The 21,176-nt window shown below is 64.0% G+C and carries 20 protein-coding genes; 15 read left to right on the plus strand and 5 right to left on the minus strand.

What is annotated here, in order from left to right; translation table 11 throughout:
* A partial coding sequence (locus tag AC1D1X_RS01050; RefSeq protein WP_477697696.1) for an NRAMP family divalent metal transporter occupies positions 1 to 1,223 on the plus strand: 1,223 nt, incomplete at its 5' end.
* Here the strand turns inward: AC1D1X_RS01050 and soxR are convergent.
* Positions 1,220 to 1,696 carry a redox-sensitive transcriptional activator SoxR gene (soxR, locus tag AC1D1X_RS01055; RefSeq protein WP_477697702.1) on the minus strand — a complete coding sequence of 159 codons (477 nt, stop codon included), beginning with the start codon at positions 1,694 to 1,696 and terminating at the stop codon, positions 1,220 to 1,222. The two genes, AC1D1X_RS01050 and soxR, sit on opposite strands and share 4 nt — an antisense overlap.
* 137 nt (positions 1,697 to 1,833) lie before the next feature.
* Here soxR and AC1D1X_RS01060 point away from each other — a divergent pair, with 137 nt between their 5' ends.
* A complete protein-coding gene (locus AC1D1X_RS01060) occupies positions 1,834 to 2,136 on the plus strand; it encodes an antibiotic biosynthesis monooxygenase (RefSeq protein ID WP_477668126.1) in 303 nt (100 codons plus the stop codon).
* Between the two features lie 172 nt (positions 2,137 to 2,308).
* On the plus strand, positions 2,309 to 2,650 hold the full coding sequence (locus AC1D1X_RS01065; protein ID WP_477668125.1) for a hypothetical protein: 342 nt from the start codon (positions 2,309 to 2,311) through the stop codon (positions 2,648 to 2,650).
* A gap of 62 nt (positions 2,651 to 2,712) precedes the next feature.
* Here the strand turns inward: AC1D1X_RS01065 and xdhB are convergent, their stop codons facing one another.
* Positions 2,713 to 5,127 carry a xanthine dehydrogenase molybdopterin binding subunit gene (gene xdhB / locus AC1D1X_RS01070; protein WP_477697697.1) on the minus strand — a complete coding sequence of 805 codons (2,415 nt, stop codon included), beginning with the start codon at positions 5,125 to 5,127 and terminating at the stop codon, positions 2,713 to 2,715.
* Positions 5,124 to 6,599 (minus strand): xanthine dehydrogenase small subunit, encoded by a 1,476-nt coding sequence (gene xdhA, locus AC1D1X_RS01075; RefSeq protein WP_477668123.1) that lies wholly within the window; start codon positions 6,597 to 6,599, stop codon positions 5,124 to 5,126. The genes xdhB and xdhA overlap by 4 nt, the downstream gene beginning before the upstream one ends.
* A gap of 70 nt (positions 6,600 to 6,669) precedes the next feature.
* On the opposite strand from xdhA, the gene AC1D1X_RS01080 reads away from it, so the two are divergent.
* From AC1D1X_RS01080 to AC1D1X_RS01105, 6 genes are all read left to right on the plus strand, one after another.
* Positions 6,670 to 7,602 carry a LysR family transcriptional regulator gene (locus AC1D1X_RS01080; RefSeq protein ID WP_477668122.1) on the plus strand — a complete coding sequence of 311 codons (933 nt, stop codon included), beginning with the start codon at positions 6,670 to 6,672 and terminating at the stop codon, positions 7,600 to 7,602.
* A 76-nt stretch (positions 7,603 to 7,678) separates the two neighbouring features.
* Positions 7,679 to 9,262, plus strand: a complete 1,584-nt coding sequence (locus AC1D1X_RS01085) for an ABC transporter ATP-binding protein (RefSeq protein ID WP_477697698.1) — start codon at positions 7,679 to 7,681, stop codon at positions 9,260 to 9,262.
* Positions 9,259 to 10,368, plus strand: coding sequence for an ABC transporter permease (locus AC1D1X_RS01090; RefSeq protein WP_477697699.1), 1,110 nt, complete (start codon positions 9,259 to 9,261; stop codon positions 10,366 to 10,368). Before AC1D1X_RS01085 ends, AC1D1X_RS01090 begins: the two co-directional genes overlap by 4 nt.
* Positions 10,368 to 11,288, plus strand: a complete 921-nt coding sequence (locus AC1D1X_RS01095; protein ID WP_477697700.1) for an ABC transporter permease — start codon at positions 10,368 to 10,370, stop codon at positions 11,286 to 11,288. Before AC1D1X_RS01090 ends, AC1D1X_RS01095 begins: the two co-directional genes overlap by 1 nt.
* A gap of 99 nt (positions 11,289 to 11,387) precedes the next feature.
* On the plus strand, positions 11,388 to 12,542 hold the full coding sequence (locus AC1D1X_RS01100) for a BMP family ABC transporter substrate-binding protein (protein WP_477668118.1): 1,155 nt from the start codon (positions 11,388 to 11,390) through the stop codon (positions 12,540 to 12,542).
* 106 nt (positions 12,543 to 12,648) lie between these two features.
* Entirely contained in the window at positions 12,649 to 13,701 is a 1,053-nt protein-coding gene (locus tag AC1D1X_RS01105) for an adenosine deaminase (protein ID WP_477668117.1), read from the plus strand.
* Here the strand turns inward: AC1D1X_RS01105 and AC1D1X_RS01110 are convergent.
* The gene (locus AC1D1X_RS01110) at positions 13,659 to 14,972 is read right to left on the minus strand and encodes an MFS transporter (protein ID WP_477668116.1); all 1,314 of its coding nucleotides are present in this window, start codon (positions 14,970 to 14,972) and stop codon (positions 13,659 to 13,661) included. The two genes, AC1D1X_RS01105 and AC1D1X_RS01110, sit on opposite strands and share 43 nt — an antisense overlap.
* 121 nt (positions 14,973 to 15,093) lie before the next feature.
* Here AC1D1X_RS01110 and AC1D1X_RS01115 point away from each other — a divergent pair, with 121 nt between their 5' ends.
* The gene (locus tag AC1D1X_RS01115) at positions 15,094 to 16,068 is read left to right on the plus strand and encodes a LysR substrate-binding domain-containing protein (RefSeq protein ID WP_477668115.1); all 975 of its coding nucleotides are present in this window, start codon (positions 15,094 to 15,096) and stop codon (positions 16,066 to 16,068) included.
* 101 nt (positions 16,069 to 16,169) lie between these two features.
* Positions 16,170 to 17,462 carry a YbfB/YjiJ family MFS transporter gene (locus AC1D1X_RS01120; protein ID WP_477668906.1) on the plus strand — a complete coding sequence of 431 codons (1,293 nt, stop codon included), beginning with the start codon at positions 16,170 to 16,172 and terminating at the stop codon, positions 17,460 to 17,462.
* 12 nt (positions 17,463 to 17,474) lie between these two features.
* Here AC1D1X_RS01120 and AC1D1X_RS01125 read toward each other — a convergent pair whose 3' ends face one another.
* Positions 17,475 to 17,879 (minus strand): tautomerase family protein, encoded by a 405-nt coding sequence (locus AC1D1X_RS01125; RefSeq protein WP_477668114.1) that lies wholly within the window; start codon positions 17,877 to 17,879, stop codon positions 17,475 to 17,477.
* A gap of 133 nt (positions 17,880 to 18,012) precedes the next feature.
* Between AC1D1X_RS01125 and AC1D1X_RS01130 the strand changes: the two genes are divergently transcribed.
* From AC1D1X_RS01130 to AC1D1X_RS01145, 4 genes are all read left to right on the plus strand, one after another.
* Positions 18,013 to 18,897, plus strand: coding sequence for a LysR substrate-binding domain-containing protein (locus AC1D1X_RS01130; protein ID WP_477668113.1), 885 nt, complete (start codon positions 18,013 to 18,015; stop codon positions 18,895 to 18,897).
* Between the two features lie 271 nt (positions 18,898 to 19,168).
* Positions 19,169 to 19,804, plus strand: coding sequence for a 7-carboxy-7-deazaguanine synthase (gene queE / locus AC1D1X_RS01135; RefSeq protein ID WP_477668112.1), 636 nt, complete (start codon positions 19,169 to 19,171; stop codon positions 19,802 to 19,804).
* A gap of 23 nt (positions 19,805 to 19,827) precedes the next feature.
* Positions 19,828 to 20,190: a 6-pyruvoyl trahydropterin synthase family protein gene (locus tag AC1D1X_RS01140; RefSeq protein ID WP_457280955.1), complete on the plus strand. Its 363-nt coding sequence runs from the start codon at positions 19,828 to 19,830 to the stop codon at positions 20,188 to 20,190.
* A gap of 106 nt (positions 20,191 to 20,296) precedes the next feature.
* The coding region (locus AC1D1X_RS01145; protein WP_477697701.1) for a guanine deaminase at positions 20,297 to 21,176 on the plus strand (880 nt) is incomplete at its 3' end.

Here is a 21,176-nt window from a genome sequence, read left to right on the forward strand (position 1 = left end):
CAGGTGTAGTCACCGGCGCTGCCGACGACGACCCTTCCGGCATCGCCACCTACACGCAGGCGGGGGCGCAGTTCGGCACCGGCCTGCTCTGGACGGTGTTTTTGTCGCTGCCTTTCATGATCGCCATCCAGCTGGTGAGCGCGCGTAYCGGACGCGTCACCGGCAAGGGTGTGGCGGCCAACCTGCGCGAGCACACGCCCCGCGCGTTCCTGATGAGCATGGTGTTTTTGCTGGTCATTGCCAACACCATCAACATTGCCGCCGACATTGCCGCGATGGGCGAGGCGCTGCAGCTGGCGGTGGGCGGCGGCGACCACTTTCATGCAGTGGCCTTCGGCATCATCACCGTGCTGCTACAGGTGTTTGTGCCTTACCGCAAGCTCGCACCCATTTTGAAATGGCTCACGCTCTTTCTCTTTGCCTATGTCATCGCCGTGTTCCTGGTGCAGGTGCAGTGGGCCCAGGTGCTGCATGACCTGGTCGTACCCAAACTGCAGTGGACCTCGGGCTACTGGATGATGATCGTCGCGCTGCTGGGCACCACGATTTCGCCTTACCTGTTTTTCTGGCAGGCCTCGCAGGAGGTGGAAGAGCTGCGCCTGAAGGGCGGGGTACTGGGCGCTGAAAAGAAGATCCGCCGCGACCTTCGCCGCGTCAAGCGCGACACCTACATCGGCATGTTTTTCTCTAATGCCATCGCCTTTTTCATCATGGTGTTGGGCGGTGCGGTGCTGTATGCGGCCGGTATCCATGATGTGACATCAGCCGCGCAGGCGGCGCAGGCTTTGCGGCCACTGGCCGGCGATTTTGCCTTTGCGCTGTTCGCCGGCGGCATCATCGCCACCGGCCTGCTGGCCGTGCCGGTGCTGGCCTCGTCGGCCGCCTACGCCGTGGCCGAGGCCTTCGGCTGGCCCGAAGGCCTGGAGCGCCACTGGTACGAGGCCAAACGCTTTTACGCCATCATTGTCATCGCCACCATCGTAGGCACGGGCATGGACTTCACCAGCATAGACCCGATGAAAGCGCTTTACTGGAGTGCCGTGATCAACGGCGTGGTGGCCGTGCCCATCATGGCCGGCCTGATGCTGCTGGCCGGCCGGAAATCGGTCATGGGCAATTTCACCTCGGGCCTGAAGACCACGTGGTTCGGCTGGGGCGGTGTGGTGGTGATGGGCTTTGCGGTGGCGATGATGTTGCTGGATCTGATCCGCCCCTTGTTCTAGGCTTCCCGGCGACGAACCCACAAACGCTGCGGCCCCGCGCCCTGCCCGGCGAGCTGGTCATACGGGTTGCGCAGCCGGCATTTGTCAATCGACAGGCAGCCGCAGCCTATGCAGTCGTCCAGGGTGTCGCGCAGTTTTTTGAGCTGGGCCATGCGCTCGTCCAGGTCGGCGCGCCAGGCTGCCGACAGTCGGGCCCAGTCCGCGCGGCTGGGGGCCGCCTTCGCGGGCAGGGTGGCCAGGGCTGCCTCGATGTCGGCCAGCGCAATGCCCACCCGCTGCGCCACACGCACAAAAGCCACGCGTCGCAGCATCTCGCGTGYGTAGCGACGCTGGTTGCCTTCGGTGCGGGTGCTGCTGATCAGCCCTTTTTTCTCATAAAAGTGCAGGGTGGACACCGCCACGCCGCTGCGGCGTGCCATGTCGCCGACCGAGAGTGTGGGAAAGATGCCGGCCTGTTCCAGTTCCGTGCCTATGGATTTCCTTGAAAAAATGCTTGACCTAAACTTTACTTGAGGTTTCAGACTCCTCATTTTCAGGCCAATCCGGCCCGCTTATTTCAAAGGAGTTGTTTTCATGTCCAGCGATTTATCAAGCCCCCGCTTCCGCCTCCGTGTTCCGCGTCGACAAATTCGTCGTGCCCTCGCAATCGATCTCCGCTTTTGTCGAGCGCATTCACCAGGTCCAGCGCATGCTGGGCGAGCAGCCCGGCTGCCTGCAAAAACATGTGCTGACCCAGACGGGCGACAGCAGCGAGTTCGATGTGGTGACCGTGGTCGAGTGGGCCAATGCCGATGCGGTGGCCGCCGCCCAGACCGTCATGCAAAAGCAGCTCGCCAGCGAGGGCTTTGATATTCAGGCCTTCAGGAAGAAGCTGGGCGTGCGCGGCGACTCGGGGATGTACCGGGAGGCTTGAGCGTCAGGCCGGGTTCTGCCGTAAATGGAATACTGCGGCAACCTGGAGATCGAGGGCCGGTAGGCCTGTGAACGCCGCTATCGGGTATCGCGCTTACCGCGTACCCCTGTTAATCTCCGATAGGATGGCTGTTGTCGCCATCAGCGCGACTACAAATATCGGGGCCATAAGCATGCAGAACGAAAACAGCCAACCGTCGGAAGAAGAGGGCCCACCGGCCATCGCCCTTGTCTTTGCCGGCTTTCTCCTGATCGTCCTGGAGATATTTATGTTGGCATCAGGCGTGGCCGGGTGCTGGGGCGGGTGCAGCCTCGACGTCATCCCCAAAATTGTTTTTCTGTTTTTCCTTGCTGGAGCAGGGCTATGGATGACCTATCTGGTTTTCTCGGCGGGCAGCATCGTTGCCATGCTGTTTATCATTCCCACGAGTCTGGTATCGGGCGGCAGCATGTTGCTGGTCCTCTGGTTGTTCGCTGCCTCGGCAATCAGCCTGGTTGTGAAGGTCTTCAGCTAGGCGCGATGCAGGCGGCCGGGAAGGGTCAGGCTCTCTGCACCCGCCCCAATCCGACCTGCCGATTACCGGCGCCCAAGAGCGCTCAGCACATTCTCAGCCGTCGCCGGAGCGGTCAGCACCACGCGTTCATCCCCGGCCTTCACCGCGCCCACCGCATCGCGCAAAGCCTCATACACACTGATCGCCAGCATCAGCGGCGGTTCGCCCACGGCCTTGCTGCCGAAGACGTTGTCTTCGCGGTTGGGCTCGGGCCACAGATCGATCTTGAAATGCTCGGGTACATCGCCGGTCGCAGGAATCTTGTAGGTGCTGGGCGCGTGCGTGGTCAAAAGGCCCTTGTCGTTCCACACCAGCTGCTCGGTGGTGAGCCAGCCCATGCCCTGCACAAAACCGCCTTCGATCTGGCCGATGTCGATGGCCGGGTTGATGCTGGTGCCCACGTCATGCAGGATGTCGACTTTCAGCACGCGGCTTTCGCCCGTCAGGGTGTCGATGGCGACTTCGGTGCAGGCCGCGCCATAAGCGAAGTAGTAGAACGGCCGGCCGGTCAGTGTGGCCTTGTCGTAGTGGATTTTGGGTGTGCGGTAAAAGCCGTCGCTCCAGAGCTGGATGCGGTTGGCATAGGCCAGCTTCACGACTTCGGTGAAAGGCCGCGCGCCTGCGGGTGTGACAACCTCGCCCCCTTCAAACTGCACCGCGCCCGCGCCGCACCGGTCCAGGCCGGCCACAAATTGCGCCAGGTTGTCGCGCACATTGCGGGCGGCGTATTGCGCGGCGCGCGCGTTCAGGTCGGTGCCGGCTGAGGCCGCGGTGGCTGACGCGTTCGGAATCTTGCTGGTGTCGCTGGCGGTGGCCAGCACCTGGTCGAACGGCACGCCCAGTTCATCGGCCACGATCTGGGCGACCTTGGTGTTCAGTCYCTGGCCCATTTCGGTGCCGCCGTGGTTCACTTGTACGCTGCCGTCGGTGTACACATGCACCAGCGCCCCGGCCTGGTTGAAGAGGGTGGCGGTAAACGAAATGCCGAACTTCACGGGTGTGATGGCGATGCCGCGCTTGATGACCGGGCTTTGAGTGTTCCAGGCAGAAATTTTCTGACGGCGTTGTGAATAAAGCGCGGACAGCTCCAGTTTTGATAGCAGCGGCTCAAGAATGTTGTCCTCGACCTTCATCTGGTAGTGGGTGACGTCACGCTCGCCGATGCCGTAGAGGTTGCGTTTGCGCACGGCCAGCGGGTCCAGGCCCAGCGCGCGCGCGATGTCGCCCATGATGGCTTCAATCACGATCATGCCCTGCGGACCGCCAAAGCCGCGGAAGGCGGTGTTGCTTTGCGTGTTGGTCTTGCAGCGGTAGGACGCTATCTCCACGTCCTCCAGAAAGTAAGCGTTGTCGGCGTGGAAAACCGCGCGGTCGGCCACCGGGCCCGACAGGTCGGCGCTGAAGCCGCAGTTCACCGCCATCATGAGCTTGAGGCCGCTGAGCCGGCCGGTGTCGTCAAAGCCCACGTCGTATTCATACGCAAAGGGGTGGCGCTTGCCGGTAACTAGGAAGTCGTCGTCGCGGTCCAGCCGCAGCTTGACGGGGCAATGCAGCTTGTGAGCGGCAATGGCGGCCCAAACGGCCATCTGGCCCGACTGCGTTTCCTTGCCGCCAAAGCCGCCGCCCATGCGCCGGCATTCAACGCGCACCGCATGGTTGGCAATGCCCAGTGCGTGCGACACCCAGTGCTGGATCTCGCCGGGGTGCTGGGTGCTCGAATAGACCAGCCACTGGTGTTGTTCCTGCGGCACCACGTAGGCAACCTGGCCTTCGAGGTAGAAATGTTCCTGGCCGCCGACTTCCAGCGTGCCGTGCAGTGCATGGGGCGCATTTTTGAGTGCTGCTGCCGCGTCGCCGCGTTTCACGAAGACCGGCGGCAGCACATAACTTTCTGCCTTGAGCGCGTCGTGCACGGTCAGCAGGGCGGGAAGGGGCTCGATGTTGCACACCACCTTGCGTGCGGCGCGGCGGGCCTGCATGACGGTGTCGGCCACCGCCACGCCGATCACCTGGCCGATGTGCTGCACCGTGTTTTGTGCAAACACCGGCTCGTCGTGAGAGAAATTGCCCAGCACCGGGTCGCCCGGAATGTCGCGCGCCAGGATCACGTCGCGCACGCCCGGCATGGCCAGCGCCGCGGTGGTGTCGACGCCCAGCAGCCTGCCATGTGCCACGGTCGACAAAATGGGCGCGGCATGCAGCGTGCCGCGCACTTCCGGAATGTCGTCGACATAGGTGGCGGCGCCGGCGACTTGCGCGCGGGYGCTTTCATGGGGTGTGGAGCGGCCCGCCGCCTGCGTGCTTGCGGGTTTTTGGGCCAGCGACGTTTTTTCCGCAAGGTCTGCGGGGGGCACATCGCCAGCGCGGGCGTTGGCTGCGCGCACGTCCGGGTCGGCCATCGCATCGCGGCTGACGGAGATGTCTTTCGCGGCGTTCATGCGGCTTCCTCCAGCCGGAAGCTGGCTAGGTTGATCTGCTGCAGTCCCTGGCTTTCGAGCCAGTAGCGCTGGAGCAGGTTGCCCAGCACCTGGCTGCGGTAGGCCGCGGAGGCACGCATGTCTGAAATCGGTGAGAACTCGGCACGCAGCGTGGTGATGGCGCTTTGGACTGTGGCCTGCGTCCAGGGTTTCTCCGTCAGCACTGCCTCAGTCTGAGTGGCTCGCACCGGCGTGGCGGCGACGCCGCCTGCGCCTATCGACGCGCTGACGACAATGCCATTTTCAATCTGCAGGTTGATCGCCAGGCAGACGGCGGAAATATCGTCGTCATAGCGCTTGGAGATTTTGTAGACCTTCATCGCCTCCCGGGGCTGCGGTTTGGGCACCTTGATCCAGGCCAGCACTTCGTCGGGCGCCATCACGTTCTTGCGGTAGCCGGTGTAAAGCGCTTCCAGCGGCATTTCGCGGTGGCCGCGCACGCTCATCAGGACGATGTTTGCGCCTAGTGCAATCAGCAAGGGCATGGAGTCGCCAATCGGCGAGCCATTGGCGATGTTGCCGCCCAGCGTGCCGGAATTGCGCACCGGCAGCCCGGCAAAGCGGGCCCCGAAGTTTTGCAGTTGCGGCCGGTCTTTCACCAGCGCCGCATAGGCGTCGGCCAGTGTCACGGCGGCGCCTATGGCGATGTGATGCGGGTAGTCTTCAATGCGGCGCAGTTCACGCACTTTGGTGACATCCAGCACCTTGCCAAATTGCATGTGCTGCTTGGTCACCCACAAGCCCACGTCGGTGCAGCCGGCCACCAGTTGGGCGCCGGGGTGGGAGGCGCGGGCCTGCAGCAAGGCTATCAGCGTGGTGGGTGATTTGTAAGCCAAATCGGCCTCCAGCCCAACAGGGGCGGGCGCGAGCAGCTCCAGTTTTTGTAGCAAACTGGCTTCGTCGACCTGCACCGGAGGCAGGTCGCCCATGGTCTGCGCGGCCTCCAGAATGGGCCGGTAGCCGGTGCAGCGGCAAAGATTGCCGGAGAGTTCTTCCTGGGCCAGCTCCCGCGTGATGGGCTCGCCTTGGCAGACGTGGTTTTGGTACATGCCGAACAGGCTCATCACGAAGCCCGGGGTGCAGAAGCCGCATTGGGAGCCGTGTTTGTCCACCATGGCTTGCTGGGCGGGGTGCAAGGCGCCGTCCTGCGCTGCAATGTCTTCCACCGTCCACAGCGCCATGCCGTCCACCGAATGCGCGAGCCGGATGCAGCTGTTGATGGCACGGTATTCGACCTTGCCGCCCGTCGCCTCGCCCAGCACCACGGTGCAGGCGCCGCAGTCGCCTTCGCCGCAGCCCTCCTTGGTGCCGGTGCAGGCCAGGTCCTCGCGCAGCAGCTCCAGCAGGGTGCGGCTGGGTGGTACATTGCTGACGGAAACAACTTCACCCCGCCTGACGAAGCGGATGGGTCTGGAAAAAGATGGGACAGCCATGCTTCAGGTTAAAACAGTCGCGCCGCGGCCAGCATACAAAAGTGCATATCAACCGCATGGGTGAAAAGGTATGAAAGACCAGGCGCTTTTCGACAAGATAGACCTCCATCTCATCAGGGTCTTGAACACCGTGCTTACTGAACGCAGCGTATCACGCGCCGCCCTCCGCCTGGGCATGTACCAGCCCGCCGTCAGCGCGGCGCTCAAGCGCCTGCGCACGCTGGCGGGTGACCCTATCCTGGTGCGGTCCGGCTCCGGCATGGTGCCTACGGATGCGGGCCTGCGCATGATCGAGCCCTCGGCCAGCATTTTGCGCGCGGCCGGCATGTTGTTCAGTGACGCGCGCGGGTTTGACCCGGCTACCGCTCAGACCACCTTTCGCCTGGCGGCCAGCGACTACCTGGACCCGTCTTTCCTGCCGCAGCTGGTGGCGCAGATCAAATCCCAGGCGCCGCTCTGCCATATCGAAATCCACCCGCTGTCCGCTGAATCCGACTACCGCACGCACCTGGCGCAAGGCCAGGCCGACATCGTCATAGGCAACTGGGCCGCGCCGCCCGACGACCTGCACATGGCACGTCTTTTCGGCGACGAGGTGGTCTGCCTGGTCGCCAAGGAGCACCCGGCCGTGCGCCGCGGCTGGGATGCCGCGACCTGGCTGGAAGCCGAACACATCGCGCCCACCGCCACGCACCCCGGCGCCAAGGGCGTGATCGACGAGCATCTCGACACCTTGGGCATGGTGCGCAACATCACGGTGCGCTGCCCGCACTTCAGCCTGATGCCGTCCATGGTGGCATCAAGCTTGCTGGTGATGACCACCGGGCGCCAGTATTGCGAACGCTTTGCCGGCCTGCTACCGGTGAAAATACTGCCCAGCCCGATCGCCTTTCCCCGAATGATGTATTACCAGCTCTGGCACGAACGCACACACGCCTCCAACTCGGCCCGGTGGCTGCGCGAGCGTGTCAAGTCTGTGGCCTCAACGCTACGAAAAGAATAGCTGCTTGCGCTCGTCCCGTAAGGGCTGCAGCCAGAATTACCTATAAACCGACGACAAAACCGGATACCCAGAGACAATGACCGTAGCCTCGCCCCAGACTGACAGCCCGCCCGGCCAGCCGCCGCGGCTGCAGCTTTCCGGCATCACCAAAAGCTACCCCGGCGTGGTGGCCAACAGCGGCATTTCGCTGACAGTGCAGCCCGGTGAAATCCACGCCGTGCTCGGTGAAAACGGCGCGGGCAAATCGACACTGATGAAGATCATTTACGGCTCGGTCAAGCCCGACGCCGGCAGCGTGGCGATGGACGGCAAACCGGTGGCTGTGCGCAACCCGCACGAGGCGCGGGCGCTGGGCATCAGCATGGTGTTTCAACACTTCAGCCTGTTTGACAYGCTGACGKTGGCCGAGAACGTCTGGCTGGGGCTGGACAAACACCTCACGCTGGCCGAAGTCTCGCAGCGCATCCTGCAGACGACACAAGCCTATGGCCTGCAGCTGGACCCGACACGTCCCGTGCACACCCTGAGCGTGGGCGAGCGGCAGCGGGTGGAAATTGTCAGGGCGCTGCTCACGCATCCGCGGCTGCTGATCCTGGACGAGCCCACCTCGGTGCTGACGCCCCAGGCGGTCGAGAACCTGTTTGTCACGCTGAGAACGCTGGCTGCACAGGGCTGCAGTATTTTGTACATCAGCCACAAGCTGCATGAAATCCGCGCGCTGTGCACTGCCTGCACGGTGTTGCGTGGCGGGAAGGTTTCCGGTTTCTGTGATCCGCGGCAGGAGTCCAATGCCTCGCTGAGCCGTTTGATGATTGGCGCTGAGCCGCCCGCGCTGGAGCACCGCGAGGTGCGCGCCGGCGCCGTGGTGCTCGACGTGAAGCAACTCGACGTGCAAAAGGAAGACCAGTTCGGCGTCGACCTGCACCAGATCGCGTTGCAGGTGCGGTCCGGCGAGGTGGTCGGCATTGCCGGTGTGTCGGGCAATGGCCAGAAAGAGTTGCTTTATGCACTGTCGGGCGAAGACACCCGCGCCGCCAGCGATGCGATCAAAGTCAAAGGCCAGCCGGTGGGCAAGTTCGGCCCTGGCGGCCGGCGCGCGCTGGGCCTGCACTTTGTGCCTGAAGAGCGCCTGGGGCGTGGCGCCGTGCCATCGCTTTCGCTGGCACGCAACCTGTTGCTCACGCGCAAGGAGGCTGTTGGCAAAAGCGGCTGGCTTGACCGCGGCGCCCTGCAGGCGCAGGCAGCCCGCATCATTGCCGACTACAAGGTCAAGTCCGGCGGGCCGCAGGCGGTGGCCAAGTCGCTGTCGGGCGRCAACCTGCAGAAGTTCATCATGGGTCGCGAGATTGACGCGCAGCCTGAGCTGCTGATCGTTTCGCAACCCACCTGGGGTGTTGATGTGGGGGCGGCCACGCAAATACGTGGCGAGTTGCTCAAGCTGCGCGATGCCGGCTGCGCGGTGCTGGTGGTGAGTGAAGAGCTCGAAGAACTGTTTGACATCTGCGACCGGCTCTATGTGATGGCCAAGGGTCAGCTCTCGCCCTCGCTGCCGCGCGCCGACGCCACGGTGGAACTGGTGGGGCAGTGGATGAGCGGGCTCTGGGCGGCCGGCACGCACCAGGCAGAGACAACACAAACCACGGCGGAGGCCTCGGCATGAGGCTCGAGATTCGTCCCCAGCCGTCTTCCTTCTGGAGCTATGCCTCTCCGGTGCTGGCTCTGCTGATTACCGTGCTGATCGGCGTGGCGCTGTTTGTGGCGCTGGGCAAAGACCCCGTCAAGGGCATGCAGGTGTTTTTCTGGGAACCTATCAAGTCGCCCTACGCGATCGGGGAACTGCTGGTCAAGGCCACGCCGCTGCTCATCATCGCGCTGGGGCTGGCGGTGTGTTTTCGCTCCAATGTCTGGAACATCGGCGCCGAAGGCCAGTTCGTCATGGGTGCGATCGCCGCAGGCGGCGTGGCGCTGTTGGCTGAAAAAACCACGGGTCCCTGGATCGTTCCGGCCATATTGCTGGCAGGCCTTGCGGGCGGCATGGTGTGGGCCGGCATCACCGCCTTGCTGCGCGACCGTTTCAACGCCAATGAAATCCTGGTCAGCCTGATGCTGGTCTATGTGGCGGAGATGGTGCTGAACTACCTTGTCTTCGGCCCCTGGAAAGACCCCAACGGCTACAACTTTCCGCAAACCRAAACCTTCGAGGCCGTGACGCAGATTCCGCGGCTGATGCAGGGCTCGCGTGTGAACATCGGCATCGTGCTCGCACTGGTGGGCGTGGCCGGGCTGTGGCTGTTCATGTTCCGCACACACGCGGGTTTTCGGCATGAGGTCAGTRGCCTCGCACCTGCGGCCGCGCGCTATGCCGGGTTTTCATCGCGTCGTGCGTTGTGGCTGGCGCTGCTGACATCGGGCGCCGCGGCGGGCCTGGCAGGCGCGCTCGAAGTGGCCGGCCCCATTGGCCAGCTCACGCCTTATGTGCCGGCGGGGTATGGTTTTGCCGCGATCATCGTCGCCTTCGTCGGGCGGTTGCATCCGGTCGGCGTGGTGTTCTCCGCCATCCTGATGAGCATGTTTTATATAGGCGGCGAGCTAGCGCAGTCGCGCCTGGGGCTGCCCAAGTCGATCACCGGCGTGTTCCAGGGCCTGCTGCTCTTCAGCCTGCTGGCCTGCGATACGCTTATCGCGTACCGCCTCAAGCTGACCAGGCCCATCCCCACGCCGGTAGCAGCGCCTGCTTCGACCGACCTTGTGAAAGGAGCCGGCTGATGGACTCCACCGCATTGCTCATCGCGGCCACACTCAGCGCCGGCACCGTGCTGGCCATCGCCGCGCTAGGCCTGCTCATCAATGAGAAAGCCGGCATCGTCAACCTCGGCGCCGAGGGCATGATGCTGTGCGCGGCCATTGCAGGCTTTGCCACGGTGGTACACACCGGCAACACCTGGCTGGGCTTTGTGGCCGGCATGGCGGCAGGCGCTTTCCTGGCCGCGGTTTTCGGCGTGCTGGTGATCTGGCTCAATACCAACCAGTACGCCACGGGGCTGGCACTCAGCCTCTTCGGTGCGGGTTTCTCGGCCTTTGCCGGCATCAAGTATGTGCAAGAGAAGTTGCCCGAGCAGTCGCAGTACCCAATTCCCTTTCTGGCTGACATTCCGCTCGTGGGCCCAGCGCTGTTCCGTCAGCATCCCATGGTTTACATCGCCATGGCGCTGAYGGCCGGGTTGATCTGGTTCTTGTACCGCACGCGCGCCGGCCTGGTGCTGCGCTCGGTCGGTGAGAGCCCTGAGTCGGCGCRTGCGTTGGGCTACCCGGTGCGACGAATACGCCTGGCGGCGGTCGTGGCCGGCGGCGCACTGTGTGGGCTGGCCGGCGCCTATGTGTCGGTGGTCTATACACCGCTGTGGGTCGAGGGCATGATCGCGGGCAAGGGCTGGATCGCGCTGGCGCTCACCACCTTTGCCACCTGGCGACCGGCACGGGTTTTGCTGGGTGCTTACCTGTTCGGCGGCGTGACCATGTTGCAGTTTCACCTGCAAAGCCTGGGCGTGAACATGCCTACGCAGTTCCTGAGCATGCTGCCCTACCTGTCCACCATCGTGGTGCTGGTCCTGATCTCGCGCAACCCGCTGTGGATTCGCGTCAACATGCCCAGCTCCATCGGCAAGCCCTTTTACCCGGGGGCCTGATGGTGTTTTAAGGTCGATCCGCCGCATAATTGCTTTTTTTCGCCTTACCGTTCCACTTTTCATTTCAATGTCATTTCCTAAAAACGAAAGCGAGTTCACATGACTGACCTGCAAAAACGTTCCCTGCTGAAGCTGGCGGCCTTGTCGGCTGTGGCTGGGGCAGCCCTGATGGGCTGCGGCAAGAAGGAAGAGCCGGCAGCGGCGCCTGCCGCACCCGCGCCAGCGGCGGCAGCGCCTGCCAAGGTCGAGCCCCTGAAAATCGCATTTGCCTATGTAGGCCCTGTGGGCGACGGCGGCTGGACCTTTGCGCACGACAATGGCCGCAAGGCTGTGGAGAAAGCCTATGGCGACAAGGTCGTCACCAGCTTCGTCGAGAAAGTACCCGAGTCGGCCGACGCCGAGCGCGTAATCCGCGACATGGCCAATAACGGCGCCAAGCTGATCTTTGGTACCACGTTCGGCTACATGGAGCCCATGCTCAAGGTTGCGGCCGATACCAAGGGTGTGAAGTTCGAACACGCCACCGGCTACAAGCAGGCCGAGAACATGCGCACCTATGACAGCCGCACCTACGAAGGTGCCTACATGGCCGGCGTGATCGCGGGGAAGATGAGCAAGACCGGCACGCTGGGCGTGGTCGGCTCGGTGCCGATTCCTGAAGTGGTGCGCAACATCAACAGCTTCACGCTGGGCGCGCAGTCGGTCAACCCCAAGGTCAAGACCAAGGTGGTGTGGGTCAACGAATGGTTCAACCCGCCCAAGGAAACCGAAGCCGCCACGGCGCTCATCAATGGCGGGGCCGACGTGCTGTTCCAGAACACTGATTCGTCCGCCGTGCTGCAGACCGCCGAAAAAATGGGCAAACGCGCCTTCGGCTGGGATTCGGACATGACCGCCTACGGCCCCAAGGCCCACCTGGCATCGGCCATCATCAACTGGGGCCCGTACTATGTGAAGTCCGTGGGTGAGGCGCTTGAGGGCAAATGGACGGGCAACACCGCTGCCTGGTGGGGCGTCAAGGAAGGCGCCATCGACATCGTGTCGATTGCAGCCGATGTGCCGGACGACACCAAAAAACGCGTCGAAGAAGTCAAGGCCGGCCTGAAGGACGGTAGCTTCTCGATCTGGAAAGGCCCGATCACCGACAACACCGGCAAGGAACTGCTGGCCAAGGATGTGGTGGCGGACGACAAATTTCTCGGCGGCCTGAAGACGTACGTCAAGGGTGTCGAAGGCAAGGTTCCCGGCAACTGAGGATAATGGACAGAGCGCCGTGCCTGGGCAACAGTTCCCGGGCCGGAGCGCTCGCAACGTAGTTTCAAAGCTGCCTTCGGGCAGCTTTTTTGTTTCTGGAGTTGACATGACACCCGCACCATTCAATGTAAAACCCGTGTCCGCAGACCGCCTGCCCGAACTGCTCAAAAGCATGCCCAAAGCCGAGCTGCATATGCATATCGAAGGCTCGCTTGAGCCCGAACTGATCTTCGCGCTGGCCCGCCGCAACGGCGTGAACATTCCCTATGCCAGCGTTGAAGAATTGCGCAGCGCTTATGCCTTTACCAACCTGCAGAGCTTTCTCGACATCTACTACGCAGGCGCCAGTGTGCTCATCACCGAGCAGGATTTTTACGATATGGCCGATGCCTACTTGCGCAAAGCTGCCGCTGACAACGTGGTGCACACCGAAATGTTTTTTGACCCGCAAACGCACACGGCACGCGGCGTCAGCATGGAAACGGTCATCAACGGCCTGCACCGTGCCTGTGTGGACGCGCAGGCCGGGCTGGGCGTCAGCGCCTCGCTGATCCTGTGCTTTCTGCGCCATCTCAGTGAGGAAGACGCGTTTGAAACGCTGGAGCAGGCCTTGCCCTTCCGTGACAAATTCATTGGCATCGGGCTTGACTCAGGCGAGGTCGGCAACCCGCCCGAGAAGTTTGCCCGCGTGTTTGCGCGCTGCCGTGAGCTGGGTTTTCACCTGGTGGCCCACGCCGGCGAGGAAGGCCCGCCCGAATACGTCTGGACGGCGCTTGACGTGCTCAAGGTGGAGCGTGTAGACCACGGCGTGCGTTCCAGCCGTGATGCATCGCTGATGCAGCGCCTGGCGCAAGACCGCATTCCGCTCACGGTCTGCCCGCTCTCCAACCTCAAGCTCTGTGTGTTCCCGGACCTTGCCAGCCACAACCTGCGTGAGCTGCTTGATGCCGGGCTGGTAGCCACGGTCAATTCAGACGACCCGGCCTATTTCGGCGGCTACATGAATGAGAACTTCACGCAGACTTTTGCCGCGACGGGACTGAATGCACAGCACGCTTACGTGCTGGCACGCAACAGCTTTGAGGCGAGCTTCATCGACGCTTCGGCGAAGGCGCATTATGTGGACCGCCTTAACGAAAGCTTCGAAGCCTTCAACTGAGTGCCGCGCACCGGTTTCGGCGCACCGGCCGCAAGCAGCGGCAGCGCCACCAACGCGCACAGGCCGGCCACACCCCAAACCATGGCCCAGCCTTGCCAGGCCAGCAGGTAAGGAAGGCTCAAGGGCGTGACAAAACACACCGCGAACACGCTGGTGTTGGCCATGCCCAGGGCGGTGCCGGCACGCCGCGCGCCGGCCAGCGTCGCGAGTTCGGTAAAGGCCACGCCGTGCCAGGCCGATACGCATATCCCGCAGGCCGCCAGTAGCGCCAGCAACGCGATGCCCATGGCGGCCGGCACCACGGGCCGCATCCCCGCCCAGGTCACCAGCGCCGCGAGCGCGCCGAACAATGCAATGCTCAACACGGTGCAGGTGCGTAAATAGGCGCGGCGGTTCTGGTGCCTGTCGGTCCAGTGGCCGCTCCAGACGCGCATGCCCATCGCGCCGACCTGCACGCTGACCATGGCGGTGGTGATCGCGGCCACGCCCCAGTGCGCGAAGTCATGCAGGAACACCGTGCCAAAGGACAGCACCGCGAACTGCGGCGCGCACAGAATGCCTATGCCCGCCACGATGCGCCAGACACGTGGGTCGCGCAGCGGGCCGCCGGTAGCATCATCCGCTCCGGGTACCGAGGCGATGGTCTGCTGTGCGGCAGCGGGAGGCGGCTCATGCAGCCATAGCCAGGCGAGGGCGGCCGTGGCCGCACACAGCAGCGCCAGCAAGCCGTAGATCACCGCGAAGCCCGCATGCAGCGCCAGCGCCGGCAGCAGCAGCGCGCCCAGGCCACCGCCCAGCGGCACGGCGGTCTGGCGGATGCTCATGGCCAGGCCGCGCTCGCCGCTCTGGAACCACGACATGATGGCGCGCCCGCTTGCGCCGTTGACGCTGCCGCCCAAAAGGCCCACCAGCAAGAGGCCGGCAGCCAGCAGTGGCAGGCCTGGTATGTGGCCGGGTGTGGGCGCCGCGAACAGTGCCATCGCCGCCAGCGCCGCCGCCGTCGCGCTCAGGCCCAGCAGCAGCACGGGCCGGTCGCCCCAGCGGTCGGCCAAGAGGCCCCAGGGCAGTTCGCTGACCGCGATGCCCAGGCCCATGAGGCCCAGCACCAGGCCCAGCGAGGTGTTGTCGAGCTGGTAGCCCGAACGCATGAAGATGGCGGTCATGGGCAGGCCGCTGAAAGCCACTGAAAAGCTGGCGTTGGCGGCTACGCCGACGCCCAACACCTTCCAGCGATGCTGCGGGCCGGGAAGGGGATGTGGGGAGCTGGGCATGGAGGGATTTCCTGGGCGTGGAGGATGAAAAAACGAGAAGACGGAGCCAGTGTAGAAAGTTAGAATCATTCTGAAAATCAGAAAATATTGGATGAATAGTTCCAATAAAAAGGATGATTAGATGACCCGGCCCCTGTTTGACCCCGACGTGTTGCGCACCTTTGCCACCGGCATGGCACTGGGCAGCTATGCCAAGGCCGCCGACCGGCTGGGACGCTCAACGTCCGCCGTGAGCGCACAGCTCAAGAAGCTTGAAGCGCAGGCCGACACGCCGCTGTTCCGCAAGGCCGGCCGCGGTCTGGCGCTGACCGACGCGGGCGAAACCCTGCTGGCCTACGCGCATCGCCTGCTGGACCTCAACGAGGAAGCCGCGGCGGCCCTGCGCGGCGCGGATCTGCAGGGCTGGGTGCGCCTGGGCCTGCAGGAAGATTTCGGCGAGACCTTGCTGCCCGGCGTGCTGGGCCGCTTCGCGCGCGCCCATCCCAAGGTCCGCATCGAAGCCTGCATGACGCGCTGTGCCGAACTGCGCGAACGGCTGGCCTTGCGCCAGCTGGACTTGGCCCTGGTATGGGACGCCGGCGAGCCCTCATCATTGCCGCATGGCGAGACGCTGCTGAACCTGCCCTTGCAATGGCTGGGCGCCGCGGCGCAAGGTGAGGACCTTCCCGCCTGGGCCCGCGCGCTTCAAGCCAACGGCCAGAGCGGTGCCTGGCGCGGCGATGCCTTGCCGCTGGTGCTGCTCGATGCGCCATGCCCGCTGCGCGACATCGCCACCGGCGCGCTGGAGCAGGCCGGCATCCCGTGGCGGCATGCTTTCACCAGCGCCAGCCTGGCGGCGCTCTGGGCCGCGGCTGCCGCCGGCCTGGGGCTCACGCTGCGCACTTCCCTCGGCTTGCCTGCCACCTTGCACGCGCTGGCGCCGGCGGCGCACGGGCTGCCCAGGCTGCCGCGCATCACGCTGTCGCTGTACCGCGCGATGGCCGAGCCCGAAGCGCCGGTGGCGCAACTCGCGGCGCTGCTGCGGCAAGCGGTGCAGCAGCAGCCGGTGGCGCCGTCCGCGCCGCGGGCAAAGCGCGCGGCCGCTGTTCGCCGCTGAGGGTGCTGCCCAGTCTTGCGCGGGGGTTATTCGGTGGGTGCCTGGCTGGGCAGAGGCGCAAACGTATGATCCCCACTGAACCATCAAGCAAGGATCCCGGCATGGCCGTAACGCCGCAGCAACACCAAGAGCCATCTCCCGCGCCGCACAGCCCCTGGCCCATTGCACTGGCTGGGTTGGTGGCACTGGCCGTAGCCATGGGTCTCGGGCGCTTTGCCTTCACGCCGCTGCTGCCGATGATGCTCAACGATGGCGTGGTCGATTTGCCGACGGCCAGCTGGCTGGCCAGCGCCAACTACTTCGGCTACATGCTGGGTGCGATTCTTTGCACGCTGCAGCCCTGGCTGTGGGCGCGCTTCAAGTGGCTGCCGCACCTGGCGTATTCGTCCTTGGTGCGCGCCGGTCTGGTTGCCACCGGCGTGCTGACGCTGGCCATGGGCTGGCATTTTCCGGCTGCATGGCCGCTGCTGCGGTTTGCTGCGGGCGTGACCAGCGCGGTGGTGTTCGTCTTCACGTCGGGCTGGTGCCTGTCCCAGCTGGCCAGGCGCGGCGTGCCCGCGATGGGCGGCATCATCTATGTTGGCCCGGGCGCCGGTATCGTGGTGAGCGGCCTGTTTGCCACTGGCATGGTGGCTTGGCACTGGACAGCCGCCACCGGCTGGATGATTTTCGGCGTGCTGGCGTTTGCGCTGACAGCCTCGGTGTGGCATGTCTTGCGCGGCGGCGACGAGCGCCTCATCGCGCTGGCGCCGCGCGCCGCTGGCTCGCCCGTTGCGGCGACCCAGCACCACGGCCATGCCGAAATGACCCTGCTCACGCTGGCCTATGGCTTGGCGGGCTTCGGCTACATCATCACCGCCACGTTTTTGCCGGTGATTGCGCGCGCGGCTTTGCCGGGATCAGCCTGGCTGGACATGTTCTGGCCCATCTTCGGCCTGGGCGTCATGGTGGGTGCGCTGCTGGCCACACGCCTGCCGCCGGGCAAGGACTTCCGCCTGCTGCTGGCCGGCTGCTACTTTTTGCAGGCGCTGGGCATTGGGGCCAGCCTCTGGAGCCCCAGCCTCGCCGGTTTTGCGCTGGGCAGCCTGATGCTGGGAATCCCGTTTACCGCCATCACCTTTTTTGCGATGCAGGAAGTGCGGCGCCTCAAACCCGCCACGGCCGCCAGTTTCATGGGCCTTCTGACAGCCACATACGGTGTCGGCCAGATCCTCGGCCCGCCGCTGGTGGCCGTGCTGCTCCGGCGTACACCCAACGCGGGCGCGGGTTTCACGATGTCGCTGGAAATTGCGGCGGCCTCGCTGCTGGTGGGCGCTGTGGTGTATGGGTGGATGGCGAAGGCTTATCCGGTACTGCCGGCTTTACCGTCTGGCGGCGTAGCGGCGCAGAAGTAAGCGCTTCGCTCATCAGTTAGGACCGGGCTGTTGCACCAGCGCCATGGCAAACTTGCCGCCGCCCACCGACCAGTCCGAATAGTCGTTTTCATGCATGAAGATGAAAACGTCATCGGCGGCAACACCGGCGTTGGTCTTTAAATTGCGCGCGATGCCCGCATAGAGTGCGCGCTTCATCGCATCGCTGCGGCCGCGCCGCATCGTGATCTCGACGACCACCGGTTGCTCTGAACGTGCCATGCCGTTGAAGCTTCGGTTGAAGAAGAACTGCTGCGCATCGTAGCTGCTGACCGAATTAAAAAGCTCGTCTTCAGGCATGCCAATGCTGTCGACCAGCGCTTGGTGAATCCCGTCGACGATGCCTTGCCGTTGCTGGGGGCTGGTGCTGTGGTGGACGCTGGTGCGGACAAAAGGCATGTGATTTTTCCTCAATTTAAATAGATGGCAGTGAATTGAAGCTTTCACCGAGGTGTCTCGAATTCTGGCAATCAATGACCGTCAGGAAAAGCGATTTGTTCGCAAGTCATATGTGCCATAAACTCACATAATGATGAAGCGCCATCTCCCACCTTTGAATGCCCTGCGTGCCTTTGAAGCCGCTGCCCGGCTGGGCCGCATGACGGCTGCGGCCGAGGAGTTGTCGGTGACCCCCGGGGCCATCAGCCGGCAGGTGCGCCAGCTGGAGCAGTCCCTGGGCGTGCCGCTCTTCGAGGGTGCCAAAAACAAGCCACAACTGACCGCTGCCGGCGCTGGGCTGTGGCCGGCGCTTGCCGCTGCGCTGGACCAGATGGAAGCCGCAGTGCGTGAAGTGCGCAGCAGCGAGGCCGGAACGCTGGACGTCTCCTGCTTCAGCACCTTTACCGTCAAGTGGCTGATTCCGCGTCTTTTTGATTTCAATGCGCGCCATCCCGATATCGACGTCCGGCTCAGCGCCGCCGAGCGTGTGACCGGTGTGGACCGTGACCGCTACGACCTCGTCATCACGGTAGACGGGCGGGGCAGCGAAAAGTCCGCCACGCTGCTGCCGCTGTTTGTGGAGCGCCTGGGCCCTGTCATGGCGCCTGGCCTCGCCAATCGGGCGAACGTGCGCGAAGCGATCGACCTGGCCCGCTTGCCGCTGCTGCACACCCAGACGCGGCGGGATGCCTGGCAGATGTGGTGCGAGTCGCGTGGCCTTGCCCTCCCCATTCAGGACGGTCCGGAGTTTGAGCACTACTACTTCACGCTAGAGGCGGCCGTGGCCGGCTTGGGCGTGGCGATAGCGCCCTGGCACCTGGTGATGGACGACGTGCGCGCCGGCCGCCTGGTGGCGCCGCTGGGCTTTGGCGAAAGCGCCTACCAGTACGTGGCCCGGCGGCGCGAAGAGGCCGATGCGAAGCTCGACACCTTTTGCGGCTGGCTGGAGCAGCAGGCGCATGAGATGCCTGTGCCTTGAGYGGCCCTGATCTGCCCGCAAATCCCCTGAAAACCCGCCATCGGCCCTGAACCGTTAAAATCAGGGCTTGCGTGCTGCCTCGGCGCGCCGGCATTTGCTTTGTTTCCGGGGCCATGTAGAGGACTACCATGTATAAAAACCTCGCGACCCCCGGTCTTTCGGCTTGTGTGGGCGCCTGTTTTTCCTGCTTTATTTCTCCCGCTCCCTCCTGTGTTTCGCCCCTGCTGCTGCCTGTGGCGGGCTGCGGCTGTGGCCGCGCGAAAGCCGCGCCATGAGCTACCAGGTCAAGGAAATTTTCTACACACTGCAAGGCGAGGGCGCCAATGCCGGACGGCCTGCGGTGTTCTGCCGTTTTGCGGGCTGCAACCTGTGGACGGGCCGCGAGCAGGACCGCGCCACGGCGGTCTGCCAGTTTTGCGACACCGATTTTGTCGGCACCAACGGCACGCTGGGCGGCAAGTTTGCCGATGCCGATGCGCTGGCGCAAAAAATTGAAGCACAGTGGCCTGTCGGCGATAGCGCCCACCGCTTTGTGGTGATGACAGGCGGCGAGCCCTTGCTGCAGGTCGATGCCGAACTGATCGCCGCGTTGCATGCGCGCGGCTTCCAGATTGCGGTGGAAACCAACGGCACCATTGCCGCGCCCCAGGGCATTGACTGGATCTGCGTGAGTCCCAAGGCCGGCGCACCTTGGGTGCAACGCGCGGGCCAGGAGCTCAAGGTCGTCTGGCCACAGCCAAGTTTCGACCTGGCCGAACTTGAGGCTGCCGACTTCACGCACCGTTACCTGCAGCCTATGGACAACCTGCAGCGGCAGCAGAACACCGAAACCTGCATCCAGCTGTGCATGGCACGCCCGGCCTGGCGCCTGAGCCTGCAGACCCACAAAATCACGGGCATCCGATGAAAAAGCTCCCCACGCCAGAACCCATGCGTTGCGAGATCAGCCAGACTTTCTACTTTGACGCGGCGCACACCCTGAAGCGCGTCATCGAGGCCGACAGCAGCAAGCGCGTGCACGGCCATACCTACAACGCCGAGGTTTTTGTCGCTGGCGAGCCCGATGCGGCCACCGGTATGGTGATGGACCTCGGCCTGGTGCGGCGCGAGATCGAGGTGCTGCGCGAAGAATTGGACCACCACCTGCTCGACGACGTGAAAGATCTGGGCCCGCCTACACTCGAAAATCTGTGCCAGTTCATCTTCCGCAAGCTGGACGCACGTCTGCCGGGCTTGACTTCGGTACGTGTCTGGCGCGCTTCGCTGGGCGACGGCTGCCGCGTGAGCCGCTGAACCCGGCCGTCCGGCTGGCAGCAAGCTCAAAAAGCCTGATAAGCCCTATAGGCCTTATCGGGTTCTGAGTATTCAGCCCGCCGGTGACTGGGTTAATCTTGCAGCCATGAAAGCCTATCGCGCCGCCCTCCTGTACTTTGCCGCGCCTGCGCAGGCCGTTTATGAGGCTGATGGCCTGCTGGTAACCGGGCCCGATGCCGAAGGCCGCCAGGTGGTGCAAGCCGTCGGCAGCTACCACGCGCTGGTTTCACAGTTCGCCGAGGTGCCCACCGAATACCTGCCGGGCCGCCTCATCGCGCCGGGTTTTGTCGACATGCACGTTCACTATCCGCAGCTGGACGCGATCGGCTCGCCTGCCGAAGGGCTGCTGCCCTGGCTTGAAAACTATACTTTTCCAGAAGAAAAACGCTTCGCAAGCAAGGACCACTGTGCGCAAGCAGCTACGTTTTTCATAGCAGAACTGCTTCGCAACGGGGTCACCACGGCACTGGCCTTCGCGACCTCGCATGTGGAATCCGTCAACGCGCTGTTCGCCGAGGCACAGAAAAACCAGCTGCGCCTCATGACCGGAAAATGCCTGATGGACCAGAATGCCCCGGACGGCGTGCGCGACGAAACGGTGCAAAGCTTGCAGGACACCGAGGCGCTGATCCAGCGCTGGCATGGCGTAGACCGGCTGGGCTACGCCATCACGCCGCGTTTTGTGCCCAGCTGCAGCGAAGCGCAGTTGCGCGGCGCCGGAGAGCTGGCCGCGAAATACCCGGACGTGTGGATCCAGTCGCACGTGGCGGAGAACAAGGACGAGATCGCCTGGGTGCGCCAGCTCTATCCGAAGGCGCGCAGCTACCTCAGCGTCTATGAACAGTTCGGACTGCTGCGCCCGCGCGCCGTATATGCGCATTGCATCCACATCGACGACGAAGACCGCGCCCTGATGCGCGGCACCGGCACGGCGGCAGCCGTGAGCCCGACCAGCAACCTGTTTC

This window comes from Polaromonas sp. P1_G4 (assembly GCF_056405475.1).

Excerpts from the sequence above, each read along its gene's own strand:
- AC1D1X_RS01065 (WP_477668125.1), top strand. The coding sequence starts at position 2,309 with ATGCAGAACGAAAACAGCCAACCGTCGGAAGAAGAGGGCCCACCGGCC.
- xdhA (WP_477668123.1), bottom strand. The coding sequence starts at position 6,599 with ATGGCTGTCCCATCTTTTTCCAGACCCATCCGCTTCGTCAGGCGGGGT.
- AC1D1X_RS01080 (WP_477668122.1), top strand. The coding sequence starts at position 6,670 with ATGAAAGACCAGGCGCTTTTCGACAAGATAGACCTCCATCTCATCAGG.
- AC1D1X_RS01100 (WP_477668118.1), top strand. The coding sequence starts at position 11,388 with ATGACTGACCTGCAAAAACGTTCCCTGCTGAAGCTGGCGGCCTTGTCG.
- AC1D1X_RS01105 (WP_477668117.1), top strand. The coding sequence starts at position 12,649 with ATGACACCCGCACCATTCAATGTAAAACCCGTGTCCGCAGACCGCCTG.
- AC1D1X_RS01110 (WP_477668116.1), bottom strand. The coding sequence starts at position 14,972 with ATGCCCAGCTCCCCACATCCCCTTCCCGGCCCGCAGCATCGCTGGAAG.
- AC1D1X_RS01115 (WP_477668115.1), top strand. The coding sequence starts at position 15,094 with ATGACCCGGCCCCTGTTTGACCCCGACGTGTTGCGCACCTTTGCCACC.
- AC1D1X_RS01120 (WP_477668906.1), top strand. The coding sequence starts at position 16,170 with ATGGCCGTAACGCCGCAGCAACACCAAGAGCCATCTCCCGCGCCGCAC.
- AC1D1X_RS01125 (WP_477668114.1), bottom strand. The coding sequence starts at position 17,879 with ATGCCTTTTGTCCGCACCAGCGTCCACCACAGCACCAGCCCCCAGCAA.
- AC1D1X_RS01130 (WP_477668113.1), top strand. The coding sequence starts at position 18,013 with ATGAAGCGCCATCTCCCACCTTTGAATGCCCTGCGTGCCTTTGAAGCC.
- queE (WP_477668112.1), top strand. The coding sequence starts at position 19,169 with ATGAGCTACCAGGTCAAGGAAATTTTCTACACACTGCAAGGCGAGGGC.
- AC1D1X_RS01140 (WP_457280955.1), top strand. The coding sequence starts at position 19,828 with ATGCGTTGCGAGATCAGCCAGACTTTCTACTTTGACGCGGCGCACACC.